The following is an 11,731-nucleotide window of genomic DNA, read 5'->3' on the forward strand; positions in this document are numbered from 1 at the left end:
TTTTTGTTTGAGCAATTTTTAAGTAATTTAGACACGATGTCACTTGTTAAACTAACCATACCCGAAAGGAAGCGGATTATGATCCTGATCTCCTGTTTCCTGCTGGCCATTGCCGGATGGTTGTTTATGGCATTGAACAATAAATATGTCTACACCGCTAAAACGGTACTTATCTACAAGAACTTCCCACAGAATAAGGCTTTTCATCCTTTACAATCTGATACGGTAGATCTGCAGGTGGAGGGAACAGGCTGGCAATTACTTTTTGCGCGGCTGCGTGTGAACCCACAATCGATAGACATCAGCCTGGATAATCTGAAAAATAAAAATTACATCCTGTTCTCTGAACAACTTTATAGCGTGAACAATCAGCTGGAAACCTCACAGAAGATTATCTCCGTTAGGCCAGATACCCTATATTTCGATTTTTCAAAAAGAACAGTAAAACGTGTACCTGTAAAGCTACTTTCAAACCTGCATTTTGCGAATCAATACGGCATCTCCGGAGATGTGGCGATTACACCGGCCTATGTTACCGTGTCAGGTCCTACAGCGGATCTCGAGCGTATTGAGGAATGGAATACAGATACCCTGAAGCTTGAAAATATGCAATATACGACCACCACGAGGATCACGATGATGCATAATGAACGTAAGAACGTGAGCATTTTTCCGAACAGCGTAGAAGTGAAGATCCCAGTGGATGAGTTTACCGAGAAGACGGTTGAAGTACCATTAAAGGTGATTAATAACCGGGAATACCATAATGTAAAGATTTATCCTAAGAAGGCTAAAATTACTTTCCTGGTGCCGCTTTCCAGCTACGATCTTGTGAATGAACGCTATTTGGAAGCCGTATTGGACTTGAACGAGTGGAAGCAACTCGGCCATGAGACCCTAAGGGTCAACATTACCCGCTTTCCGGATTTCTGCAAGTTTGTTAAGACCAATCCAACGAAGGTGGATTTTATTATAGAAAAATAATGTTAAAAGTAGGAATAACCGGTGGGATAGGTAGCGGCAAAACAACCGTTTGCAGGATATTTGAAGTGCTGGGTGTTCCGGTTTTCTATGCCGATCTGGTTGCTAAAGAGATCATGGTTAAAGACCTGATCCTGATTGAAGGGGTTAAGCAGGCCTTCGGCCAGGAAAGCTACTTCGAGACTGGGGCTTTGAACAACAAACATATCGCCGCCATTGTCTTTAATAATCAGCAGGATTTAGAGAAGCTAAATGCCTTAGTGCATCCGGCAGTATTTCGAGCTTTTGACCGCTGGGTGGGAGAAATCCCGGCCAATACGCCCTATATCTTGAAGGAAGCGGCTTTACTTTTTGAAAGCGAATCTTATAAAATGTGCGACACCAGTATCCTGGTTTCTGCACCCAAACAAATGAAACTTAACCGGGTAACCGCACGCGACGGCGTAACTGCCGAGCAGGTGCTGGCCCGGATGGACAAACAATTTACCGATGAGCAAAAGCTGGCGATGGCCCAACATCACATTGTGAATGATGAGTCCGCTCCATTGATTTTGCAGGTCCTGGAGCTACACCAGGGCTTTTTGAATGCTACAGCATGATTTTAGACGACTTCCTGATCCAAAATGAAACCGGGCTCTTTTGTGCCTATGGAAACTTTTACCTGGATCCCAAATCTCCCGTGCCGAATGCGGTGATTTCACATGCCCATGGAGATCACGCTTGCAGCGGCAATCAACATGTTTATTGCACCCGGGCGACCTCCCTGTTTATGCTGCACCGCTACAAGAAGTTCGCAGCAGGGGAGTTCTTTCTTAAGGCCTATCATGAAAGTTTTATGCTTCATGGGGTGAAGATAACCTTCATTTCTGCAGGGCATATGATCGGCTCCGCACAAGTGCTGATGGAATTTAAAGGCGTTAAATACCTTTATACCGGTGACTATAAGCTACAGGCTGATCCTACCTGTGAGCCGATTGAATTCGCAGAAGCAGATGTGCTGATTACAGAAACGACCTTCGCTGATCCACAAACCCAGCATCCAAAAGCAGAGGTAGAGATCAAAAACCTGGAGTCAACTTCAATTAACATCATGCTTGGTGCCTATGCTTTGGGAAAAAGCCAGCGTATCATCAGGCTGATCAATGATCACTGTCCAGACAAGCGGGTGCTTGTTCATCATAGCATTATGCCTTTTGTAAAGCTTTATGAAGCGCTTGGCGTAGATCTGGGCAAGTACGAGCCCTATGATCGTAAGGTGATGAAACAAAACTCCACAGGCCTGGTGTACTTAGTACCGCCTATGGTATTTAAGAGTTATATCAAAGCGATCAATGTGGTGCGGGTTTTCGCCAGCGGCTGGAAGCACCTGCAGTCTTCCAAGGGTTTACAGCTTTGTATTTCCGATCATGTAGACTGGAACGATATTATAGAAACCATCCAGCAGGTGAAGCCGAAAGAAGTATGGACCACACATGGGAATGGCCTGCAACTTAAAGCCTACTTCGAGGATCAACTGGTTGTAAAAAGTCTGAACTAAAGCTCTTTGTAAAAACTCCAATATGATTGAAGGTATAGACTTTTATTTCAATGAAGATGGGTTGATGGTGTTTACAGAAGCCTACCATCGTAAGCGCGGTACCTGCTGTAAAAATAAGTGCAGGCATTGCCCCTGGGGCTATGGACGCAAAAAAGGATCAGTGCCCGGTGTGCCCACCAGTGTAAAATCCGATAAGGGCGACGGCTAAGCCAACCATAACAGCAATCATCTTTCTGCGGGTGAACTTGTGATCTACACTGCTTTCGAAGAGGATGGTTGTGGAGATATGCAGGAAAATCCCGATCACAATGCCCATCATTTTGTTGAAATACATCTCGATCCCGCCAATGCTGCCTGTGCTGATGCCATAACTGAGCAAGAAGCCTAAGGGAGCCATAATGGCGAAGATGCCTACGTACAGGAGCAGGTTAGCTGCTTTGTAGTGGTTCTGCAACAGGATACTTGCCAGCGCGAATGCTGCAGGGATATGGTGCAGTGCGATGCCGAAAATCAGTTCATTGTGATGTTCTTTAGCCAGGGGCATACCTTCAAGGAAAGCATGCAGGCAAAGGCTGATCATGATACCGTAAGGGAACACCTTGTTATGCCCATGTTCATGATGATGGTGCATGTGGCCGTGTTCCACGCCATGCGAGAACTGTTCCAGGAAAACCTGGATCATAAAACCTATGAGAATATAAATACCAATATCGTGTGCGTCTACACCGCTATAGGCGTCTGGAATCAGGTGGAGAACGGTAATGGCAAACAGGTAAGCACCACTGAAGGAAAGTATAAGCTTGAGTAATTTCGACTTGTCACTTTTAACAAGAAAAATGGCGCAGCCGCCAAGAAAAGCACAAAAGAATAGTACTAATATTTTCCAGATTTCCATTTAGATGTAAGGTTGTAGCTTATGATAAAGGGTGCCGGTGAACATACCAATGGCAGTGCCAAGTGCGGCGCCCACGATGGTATCGATCGGGTAGTGTACGCCCACATAAACCTGCGAGAAGGAGATGATAAAAGCCCAGGCCAGCCCAAGCGGTAAGATTGGTTTCCAGCGACTATAAAACACAAGGATCAGAAACACAGCGATGGCGAAATGGTTTGTAGCGTGTGCCGAGGGAAAACTGTATCCAGTGCCACAATGTACCCGGTGGATGATATAACTGGAGAGCTGAAAATCATTGCAGGGGCGTATTCTTCCGATAAATGGCTTGATAAGTCGGGAAGCAATCAAATCACCCATGGCAAAAGTTAACAGGAGGAAGCCGATCTGGTACAAGCCTCGTTTTTTGTACTCACGAATGCAGAAGATGATGATGAACAGGTAAAGGGGTGCCCAGAAGAAACGGTTTCGCATCAGCGGAAACAGCCAATCGAAAAACCCATTGGACATGTCCCGGTGAATTTTAAGAAAAAGCTCGAAATCAAACTCCTGGATACTTAAGATCATACTTTTTTACAAACTAATATAAGACGGTCTGACTTGATTTCATCATAAGGTTCCAGTGCATAGCTTCCGAAGGTCTGCGCAATCTGGAGCCCGCTGTTGTTAAACATGCGTTCGAAATCTGCAAGTTGAAAAGCCTGCACGCGTTCTTCAAAAGCATGTACCTTATTGCGGTGTTCGAAGTTGATGTGTTTGATGATCTTACCCTCGGAAACAAACTTGCTGATGTGGAATTCTATTCCATCTACAGTTTTAATTTCCTGCTTGGTCAGATTCTTCTGAATTTTATTGCTATTGAAGTAATCCAATACCAGGACACCATCTGCTTTTAAGCCTTTCCGGAAAGCCTTAAGGGCGTTTACGTGCTCCTTTTCAGTTTCGAAATAACCGAAGCTGGTGAACAGGTTAAATGAAAAATCAAAGTAGTTGATGAAGGATAGTTTGCGCATGTCGTGCACAAAGAAGTGTAGGTGCCGCTGTTCAAACTGTCTCGCATACTTAATGCTTTGTTCTGAAAGGTCGATCCCGGTCACGTCATAACCTTTTTTGTTTAGGTAAACGGCGTGCCGTCCGCGTCCGCATGCGATATCCAAGATGCGGGCATGGGGAGCAGGCTTAAGGTATTCTGAAAGGTTGTCAATCAGAAATTCAGCTTCCTCATCATTACGCTGACTGTAAAGTATGTGGTAATACGGTGAGTTGAACCAATATTGAAACCATTTACGCTGCATAGAGCTCTATATAATAAATATTGTAAAAAGCACAAATATAGTATTTCTGAAATCAACGTTAGGATAATTAAAAAGGCTTTGTGCTTAATTAAGTACCCTAGTTATATTTTTCTTATTTTCGCGCAAGCTAATCTTAATAAATTGACCTTAATCAAATCAATCTCAGGAATACGAGGCACAATCGGTGGTAAAGCAGGCCAGGGCCTGACGCCGATGGATGTTGTCAAGTTTACCGCTGCATACGGCAGTTGGCTAATAAAAACCACACAGATCAAGAAAGTCGTAATTGGCAGGGATGCACGCATTTCTGGCGACATGGTGAACAACCTTGTAGCAGGAACCTTGCAGGGGCTCGGCATCGAAGTTATCAACCTGGGTCTTTCAACAACACCAACGGTGGAGCTGGCTGTGCCGCTTGAGAAAGCAGGGGGTGGAATTATCCTTACGGCGAGTCACAACCCGAAACAATGGAACGCCTTGAAGCTGCTTAATCATAAAGGTGAGTTTATCAGTGATGCTGAAGGTCAGTATGTTCTTGAATTAGCGGATAGCGGCGACGTAGAATACGCGGGCGTAAATGATCTGGGGAAGGTTATCCATGATGATTCTTACTTGCAGAAGCATGTGGACCATGTGCTTGCATTGTCATTAGTGGATGTTGAAGCGATTAAAGCGGCCAATTTTAAGATTGCGATTGATTGTGTAAACTCTACGGGGGGTCTTTTTGTTCCTGCTTTGTTAAAAGCTTTAGGCGTGAAAACCATCTATCCCTTATACTGTACTCCAAACGGGGACTTCCCTCACAATCCGGAGCCGCTACCTGAAAATCTGACTGAGATATCTAAGTTGGTGCAGGAGAAGGATGCAGATTTGGGAATTGTTGTGGATCCGGATGTCGACAGACTATGCTTTGTGTGCGAAGATGGTTCTATGTTTGGCGAAGAATACACGCTTGTTGCTGTTGCAGATTATGTATTAAAGCATACGCCAGGCAATACGGTTTCTAATCTATCCTCAACACGGGCCTTGCGTGATGTAACGGAAAAAGCCGGTATGGAATATCATGCGGCAGCAGTTGGTGAAGTCAACGTGGTAAATAAAATGAAAGCATGCAATGCCATCATCGGTGGCGAGGGCAATGGCGGGGTGATTTACCCAACGTCGCATTACGGCCGTGATGCCCTGGTTGGTATCGGACTATTCCTTACCCACCTGGCAAAATATGGTAAATCTATTTCCATGTTGCGCAGCAGTTACCCGGACTACCATATTTCTAAAAATAAGATCACTTTAACAGCAGACATGGACATTGATGCGCTGTTGCTTAAAGTGCAGGAAAAATATAAAGCTCAGCCACATTCTACGATCGACGGATTGAAGATCGAGTTTGATAATGAATGGGTTCATCTAAGACGTTCGAATACGGAGCCAATCATCAGGATCTATAGCGAGGCGCAGAATGAAACCGTTGCTGAGAACCTTGCCAGCAAAATCATCTCCGACATAAAAGAAATACTAAAACTAAACTAACCATGGAAAGAATCTATTTGGACAATGCTGCAACAACACCTCTGGATAAAGCGGTCATTGCTGAAATGGTGAAAGTGATGGAAGGCTACTATGGGAATCCATCTTCAATACATGCACAAGGCAGGGAAGTACGTACTTTCATTGAAAAAGCTCGTAAATCTGTTGCCAATCTTTTGAATGCAGTACCTGCTGAAATCTTTTTTACATCTGGGGGAACAGAAGCTGATAATACCGCTATTGTTTGCGGTGTAGGCACCTTCGGACTTAAACATGTGATTACTTCGAAAATTGAGCATCATGCGGTGGAGCATACGCTTGATAACTTGCTGAATAAGGGCATTATTGATCGCGTGAGTTATGTTGATATTGACGATAAAGGTAATATAGACTATGATCATCTGGAAAAGCTGCTTCAGCAAAATCCAAGATCGCTGGTAAGTTTGATGCATGCGAATAATGAGCTGGGTACACTGACCGACATCTATCGTGTAGGTGACCTATGCGAGCAGTATGACGCGATTTATCATTGCGATACCGTACAGACCATGGGCCATTATGTACATGATGTGCGGAAGCTTAAAGTGCATTTTCTAGCCTGTGCAGCCCATAAGTTGCATGGTCCGAAAGGCGTGGGCTTTCTATATGTAAACCACAATATCAAGATTAGTCCGCTAATTTACGGTGGCGCGCAAGAGCGTAACATGCGTGGGGGTACTGAAAATGTTTATGGCATTGTGGGACTGGCGAAAGCTTTTGAAATTGCACATGAGCATATGGAAGAGCACCGCATCCATATTCAGAATCTGAAAAGCTACCTGATTAACCGCTTGCAGGCGGAAATTCCCGGAGTAATGTTTAACGGCGAGATCGATCCTGATAAGAGCTTGTACACGGTACTGAATGTTTCTTTCCCTGAGATGGACATGGGCGACATGCTCTTGTTTAACCTGGACATCAACGGCATTTCTGCTTCAGGTGGCAGTGCTTGTTCTTCAGGTTCCAATATCGGATCTCATGTACTGAATGAGATCAACGCAAATGCTACGCGTCCGTCGGTACGTTTCTCTTTCAGCAAACATAATACACGCGAAGAGCTGGATTATGTGGTAGAGAAGCTTAAACATATCGTAGAGCAGAACATAAACGTATAGTCTTTCTGGTAGCCGCTGCATAAAGCGATACCGGATTTTAAAAGAAAGGGGCCCTGAATGATCTTCAGGGTCCCTTTCTTTTTTTTGAGAAACAAAAGATCGTGCTTACTGTTATTTATGGACATCTATTTACTAAAACCTTTAAGCTATGATAGTTCCAGAAAACAATAACCTGAATCAGGATAATTTAAATGAAAACGAGCTGAACAATCTGAACCAAAATGACATTGATCAGAATGACGTGGATCAGGAGGAAGGAAGAGAAGACCGTGCAAACAGAAAAACGATATACAAGGAAACCGCTGATCCGGTGAATGAAGACAAACCTGACTACGGGGATTCCTCGTCAGTTCCGGAAACCGGTCGTACAGACCTGATCAACCGTCCGCATAGAGATAATCCGTCTTTAGGTTCAGGCCACGAACCGGGAACCATGCCGGGTGGAAACAACTTCTAAGCGTAGAAACATTATGCTTCTATAAGCAAAAAGCCACATCCTTTTGGAATGTGGCTTTTTTATGTCTTCAGATTACTTCTTTAACATTCTGATGAATTTGGCAATTTTAGACTTCATCGCTCTACGATCTACGATGAAATCGAGGAACCCATGTTCAAGCACGAATTCTGCAGTTTGGAAGCCTTTAGGAAGATCTTTTTTGATGGTTTCTTTAATAACACGCGGTCCTGCAAAGCCGATCAGCGCGCCTGGCTCCGCAATGTTGATGTCCCCAAGCATCGCGTAAGAGGCTGTTACACCACCTGTAGTAGGGTCGGTAAGTAAAGAAATGTATGGGATCTTTGCCTGGCTCAATAGGGCCAGCTTTGCTGAAGTTTTAGCCATTTGCATGAGCGAGAATGCCGCCTCCATCATCCTGGCACCGCCAGACTTAGAGATCATCATGAAAGGTATGTTGTGCTCAATACTATAATCGATCGATCTGGCAATCTTTTCACCAACAACAGAACCCATCGACCCACCGATAAAAGTAAAGTCCATACAGGCTACAACCAGGTCTTCACCCTCAATCTTACCATGTGCAGCGCGAATAGCATCATTCAAGCCAGTTTTGGCAATGCTGTCTACCAATCGTTCGGTATAAGGTTTAGAATCTGTAAAGTGTAATGGGTCTCCTGATTTCAGGTTAGGGAAGAGTTCAGTAAACTGGTTGTCGTCAAATAGTACCTGGAAGTATTCTTTGGAACCAACTCTTATATGGAAGTCACAGTAGTGACATACGTATTTGTTTTCGGTGAGATCAGCACTGTGTAACGCTTTTTTGCAGTTTGGACATTTGTTCCATAAACCATCGGGCGCTTCTTTCTTTTCTTCGGTTAGTGTACTGATACCTTTTTTTTCTCTTTTAAACCAAGCCATGTTTTTTGTTCAAAAATGCGTGTACAAAGAAACAAAAAAAAATTAGAACAGATAACCTTAGTTTATGGCTAAACTTTAGGGTAAATAAAGGCGCATTCTTTGGCGTAAAAGCATATTTTTCCTAACTTCGGCTGTACAAATACTAAAAATATGAGTTTAAAAGGCTACAAAGGTGTAATTTATGGAGATGCTGTTCAGGAGTTATTTGAGCAGGCTAAAAAGCACCAGTTTGCATTACCTGCAGTTAACGTAACAGGAACCAATACGATTAACGCTGTGATGGAGACTGCTAAAGCGGTTAATTCGCCAGTGATGATCCAGTTATCAAACGGTGGAGCACAGTTTTATGCAGGTAAAACATTAAATAACGACAACCTGAAAGCATGTGTATTAGGTGCAGTTTCTGCAGCTAAACATGTTCATTTGTTAGCTGAGCACTACGGTGTAGCGGTAATATTACATACTGACCATGCAGCAAAAAAGTTGTTACCTTGGATCGACGGTTTGTTGGATCATGGTGAGCAATTCTTTGCAGAGACTGGTAAACCGTTGTTCTCGTCGCATATGTTAGACCTATCTGAAGAGTCTATCGAAGAAAATATGGAGATCAGCTCGAAGTACTTTGAGCGTATGTCGAAAATGGGCATGACCATCGAAATTGAGCTTGGTGTAACTGGCGGTGAAGAAGATGGCGTAGACAACAGCGACGTTGATAGTTCAAAACTATATACCCAACCTTCGGAAGTGGCATATGCCTACGAAGAGCTAAGCAAGATCAGCGACAAATTTACCATTGCAGCTGCTTTCGGTAATGTGCACGGCGTATACAAACCGGGTAACGTGAAGTTACAACCGGTTATTTTGCACAACTCTCAGGAGTTCGTAAAAGAAAAGTTCAACCTTTCTGCTGAGAAGCCGATCAATTTCGTATTCCACGGTGGATCAGGTTCTTCACAGGAGGAAATTCGCGAAGCGATCTCCTATGGTGCCATCAAGATGAATATCGATACTGATATGCAATGGGCATTCTGGGAAGGTATCCTTGATTATTATAAAGCCAATGAAGGTTATCTTCAGGGCCAGATCGGTAACCCGGATGGTGAAGATAAACCAAACAAGAAATACTACGATCCACGTGTTTGGTTGCGTAAAGGCGAAGAAACTTTCGTTAAGCGCTTAACCCAGGCTTTCGAAGATCTAAACTGTAGAGACGCTAACGACAAGTTGTAAGCATTTCTTTCAAAAGAAAAGGTCATAGGTATTTGCTTATGACCTTTTTTTGTACTTAGAAAAAGATTCACATGAATAATATTGAAGTAAATAAAGTGACCAGCGAAGATGTGCTGGAAAAGGTATTCAACATCCGAAGAATTGTGTTTGTGGATGAGCAGAACTGTCCGCCCGAGTTGGAGTGGGAGAATGAGGATGTGTCGACACACTTCCTGGCTACCATTGACGGAACGCCGGTAGGTGCCTGCAGATGGCGTAAAACCGATGCCGGCTACAAGTTGGAGCGCTTTGCGGTATTAAAGGCTTACAGGGGCCGTAAAGTAGGGCAGGCCTTAGTTGCTGCGGCACTAGCTGATCTTCCGGAAGATGCATCTTACATTTACCTGAATGCACAGCTGGACGCCATGGGGCTATATGCAAAGTTTGGCTTTGTAGCAGAAGGCGAGCAGTTTGAGGAAGCCGGCATTCAGCATTTTAAAATGGTGAAGCACTAAAAACCCTGGCCGAAAACGCCATCGCTTCGTTAAATTTCTCCATGTTCAATCCGGTATGGATCTGCTGCCCCTGAAGGTACTGCAGAACGTCTTCAGTGGCCATATTGCCGGTAAGATCATCGGCGGCCATAGGGCAGCCACCATAGCCCTTAATTGCACTATCAAAACGAGTACAGCCGTTGTCAAAAGCGGCTTTTATTTTTTCAAACCTTTTTTCCGGCCTGCTGTGCAGGTGCAAGCCGATTTCTGCAGCAGGAAAGCTTTTGTTGAGCATAGGCAGCAGTTCAGCGATTTGCTCCGGGGTAGATACGCCTGTGGTGTCGGAGAGTGCAAGAATTTCCACGCCTTTATCGACCAGTTGTGCTGCCCAGTCCTGCACAATGGCTGCGCTCCATTCGTCGCCATAAGGATTTCCAAAGCCCATGGAGAGGTAAACCACGGCTTTCTTTTCAAACCGGTTACATAAGGCAAGCATCTGTTCCACCGTATCCAGTGATTGGGCAATACTCGAGTTTGTATTCCGCTGCTGAAAGGTTTCTGATATGGAAAATGGGAAGCCCAGGTATGTGATGGCGGTGTGTTTTACAGCCTCCTCTGCGCCTCGCAGGTTGGCGACAATGGCCAGTAGTTTGGTTCGGGTCTGACTTAGATCCAATGCCTCAAGCACTTCTGCAGTATCACGCAACTGCGGGATCGCCTTTGCTGAAACGAAACTTCCGAAATCAAGGGTGTCATAACCCACCTGCAACAGCAGGTTCAGGTATTCAGCCTTAAGTGCTGTCGGAATAAAATTATGGATGCCTTGCATCGCATCTCTCGGGCATTCGATCAGTTTTAGTGGCTCTTGCATCAAGGTAAATATACAGGATATAAATCAATCGGGACAAGTCAACCGCGATGGAGACAAGCCGGTCGTTTTCAAAATGTGGCAAAACGAAAAAGAGGCCGTATCATTGAAAGATGATTGGCCTCTTTTTTTTGTTGATGCTGTTTTTTGTTGTTCAGAGTTTCTTGATCATCAAGGGTAGAAAGTGGTGCTTAGCGGAAGCTTGCCGCATCACAACCAGCAAAAACAGCCTTTCTAAGCTGCTTTTTTCCTTAAGTTTTGTGCTATCGCGAGTAAACCCCATTCGATCTCGACTTTTTCTTTACCCCGGAGCATAAAGCGGCGGAACCCATGGTTCTGTTTGATATTTGCGAAGACTGGCTCAACATCAAAGCATCGTTTCTTTCGATGCCTTATTCC

General features: G+C 44.3%; 15 protein-coding genes. 9 read left to right on the forward strand and 6 right to left on the reverse strand.

The features are described from left to right. The first annotated feature begins 36 nt into the window (after positions 1 to 36). Genes AC5WJX_RS10715 through AC5WJX_RS10730 form a run of 4 tightly spaced genes read left to right on the forward strand, consistent with a single transcriptional unit; the run spans position 37 to position 2,726 of the window. Complete coding sequence (locus AC5WJX_RS10715; RefSeq protein WP_494484498.1) at positions 37 to 984, forward strand: CdaR family protein; 948 nt, start codon at positions 37 to 39, stop codon at positions 982 to 984. After that, complete coding sequence (gene coaE / locus AC5WJX_RS10720; protein WP_494484499.1) at positions 984 to 1,580, forward strand: dephospho-CoA kinase; 597 nt, start codon at positions 984 to 986, stop codon at positions 1,578 to 1,580. The genes AC5WJX_RS10715 and coaE overlap by 1 nt, the downstream gene beginning before the upstream one ends. After that, entirely contained in the window at positions 1,577 to 2,518 is a 942-nt protein-coding gene (locus tag AC5WJX_RS10725) for an exonuclease (RefSeq protein WP_494484500.1), read from the forward strand. Before coaE ends, AC5WJX_RS10725 begins: the two co-directional genes overlap by 4 nt. Before the next feature lie 22 nt (positions 2,519 to 2,540). Next, entirely contained in the window at positions 2,541 to 2,726 is a 186-nt protein-coding gene (locus AC5WJX_RS10730; protein WP_440430314.1) for a C1orf53 family protein, read from the forward strand. Here AC5WJX_RS10730 and AC5WJX_RS10735 read toward each other — a convergent pair. The 3 genes from AC5WJX_RS10735 to AC5WJX_RS10745 are packed head-to-tail and all read right to left on the reverse strand — an operon-like array spanning position 2,676 to position 4,705. Further along, on the reverse strand, positions 2,676 to 3,413 hold the full coding sequence (locus AC5WJX_RS10735; RefSeq protein WP_440430315.1) for a ZIP family metal transporter: 738 nt from the start codon (positions 3,411 to 3,413) through the stop codon (positions 2,676 to 2,678). The two genes, AC5WJX_RS10730 and AC5WJX_RS10735, sit on opposite strands and share 51 nt — an antisense overlap. Next, entirely contained in the window at positions 3,414 to 3,977 is a 564-nt protein-coding gene (locus AC5WJX_RS10740; RefSeq protein WP_494484501.1) for a phosphatase PAP2 family protein, read from the reverse strand. Then, entirely contained in the window at positions 3,974 to 4,705 is a 732-nt protein-coding gene (locus AC5WJX_RS10745; protein ID WP_494484502.1) for a class I SAM-dependent methyltransferase, read from the reverse strand. Before AC5WJX_RS10745 ends, AC5WJX_RS10740 begins: the two co-directional genes overlap by 4 nt. Positions 4,706 to 4,846: 141 nt before the next feature. Here AC5WJX_RS10745 and glmM point away from each other — a divergent pair, with 141 nt between their 5' ends. From glmM to AC5WJX_RS10760, 3 genes are all read left to right on the forward strand, one after another. Continuing rightward, positions 4,847 to 6,235, forward strand: a complete 1,389-nt coding sequence (glmM, locus tag AC5WJX_RS10750; RefSeq protein ID WP_494484503.1) for a phosphoglucosamine mutase — start codon at positions 4,847 to 4,849, stop codon at positions 6,233 to 6,235. A 2-nt stretch (positions 6,236 to 6,237) separates the two neighbouring features. After that, complete coding sequence (locus AC5WJX_RS10755) at positions 6,238 to 7,386, forward strand: cysteine desulfurase family protein (protein WP_494484504.1); 1,149 nt, start codon at positions 6,238 to 6,240, stop codon at positions 7,384 to 7,386. A 148-nt stretch (positions 7,387 to 7,534) separates the two neighbouring features. Further along, positions 7,535 to 7,843, forward strand: coding sequence for a hypothetical protein (locus AC5WJX_RS10760; protein ID WP_494484505.1), 309 nt, complete (start codon positions 7,535 to 7,537; stop codon positions 7,841 to 7,843). Between the two features lie 72 nt (positions 7,844 to 7,915). On the opposite strand, the gene accD is transcribed toward AC5WJX_RS10760, so the two are convergent. After that, positions 7,916 to 8,761, reverse strand: a complete 846-nt coding sequence (accD, locus tag AC5WJX_RS10765; RefSeq protein ID WP_440430321.1) for an acetyl-CoA carboxylase, carboxyltransferase subunit beta — start codon at positions 8,759 to 8,761, stop codon at positions 7,916 to 7,918. 150 nt (positions 8,762 to 8,911) lie between these two features. Between accD and fbaA the strand changes: the two genes are divergently transcribed. After that, positions 8,912 to 9,991, forward strand: a complete 1,080-nt coding sequence (gene fbaA / locus AC5WJX_RS10770) for a class II fructose-bisphosphate aldolase (protein WP_494484506.1) — start codon at positions 8,912 to 8,914, stop codon at positions 9,989 to 9,991. 71 nt (positions 9,992 to 10,062) lie between these two features. Then, the gene (locus AC5WJX_RS10775; protein WP_494484507.1) at positions 10,063 to 10,485 is read left to right on the forward strand and encodes a GNAT family N-acetyltransferase; all 423 of its coding nucleotides are present in this window, start codon (positions 10,063 to 10,065) and stop codon (positions 10,483 to 10,485) included. Here the strand turns inward: AC5WJX_RS10775 and AC5WJX_RS10780 are convergent. Then, positions 10,466 to 11,335: a hydroxymethylglutaryl-CoA lyase gene (locus AC5WJX_RS10780; RefSeq protein ID WP_494484508.1), complete on the reverse strand. Its 870-nt coding sequence runs from the start codon at positions 11,333 to 11,335 to the stop codon at positions 10,466 to 10,468. The two genes, AC5WJX_RS10775 and AC5WJX_RS10780, sit on opposite strands and share 20 nt — an antisense overlap. A gap of 231 nt (positions 11,336 to 11,566) precedes the next feature. Next, positions 11,567 to 11,731: transposase (locus AC5WJX_RS10785; RefSeq protein WP_494483316.1), on the reverse strand; the 165-nt coding region annotated here is incomplete at its 5' end.

Source organism: Pedobacter sp. NEAU-ZC8 (genome assembly GCF_059278965.1).

Excerpts from the sequence above, each read along its gene's own strand:
- AC5WJX_RS10715 (WP_494484498.1), top strand. The coding sequence starts at position 37 with ATGTCACTTGTTAAACTAACCATACCCGAAAGGAAGCGGATTATGATC.
- coaE (WP_494484499.1), top strand. The coding sequence starts at position 984 with ATGTTAAAAGTAGGAATAACCGGTGGGATAGGTAGCGGCAAAACAACC.
- AC5WJX_RS10725 (WP_494484500.1), top strand. The coding sequence starts at position 1,577 with ATGATTTTAGACGACTTCCTGATCCAAAATGAAACCGGGCTCTTTTGT.
- AC5WJX_RS10730 (WP_440430314.1), top strand. The coding sequence starts at position 2,541 with ATGATTGAAGGTATAGACTTTTATTTCAATGAAGATGGGTTGATGGTG.
- AC5WJX_RS10735 (WP_440430315.1), bottom strand. The coding sequence starts at position 3,413 with ATGGAAATCTGGAAAATATTAGTACTATTCTTTTGTGCTTTTCTTGGC.
- AC5WJX_RS10740 (WP_494484501.1), bottom strand. The coding sequence starts at position 3,977 with ATGATCTTAAGTATCCAGGAGTTTGATTTCGAGCTTTTTCTTAAAATT.
- AC5WJX_RS10745 (WP_494484502.1), bottom strand. The coding sequence starts at position 4,705 with ATGCAGCGTAAATGGTTTCAATATTGGTTCAACTCACCGTATTACCAC.
- AC5WJX_RS10755 (WP_494484504.1), top strand. The coding sequence starts at position 6,238 with ATGGAAAGAATCTATTTGGACAATGCTGCAACAACACCTCTGGATAAA.
- AC5WJX_RS10760 (WP_494484505.1), top strand. The coding sequence starts at position 7,535 with ATGATAGTTCCAGAAAACAATAACCTGAATCAGGATAATTTAAATGAA.
- accD (WP_440430321.1), bottom strand. The coding sequence starts at position 8,761 with ATGGCTTGGTTTAAAAGAGAAAAAAAAGGTATCAGTACACTAACCGAA.
- fbaA (WP_494484506.1), top strand. The coding sequence starts at position 8,912 with ATGAGTTTAAAAGGCTACAAAGGTGTAATTTATGGAGATGCTGTTCAG.
- AC5WJX_RS10775 (WP_494484507.1), top strand. The coding sequence starts at position 10,063 with ATGAATAATATTGAAGTAAATAAAGTGACCAGCGAAGATGTGCTGGAA.
- AC5WJX_RS10780 (WP_494484508.1), bottom strand. The coding sequence starts at position 11,335 with ATGCAAGAGCCACTAAAACTGATCGAATGCCCGAGAGATGCGATGCAA.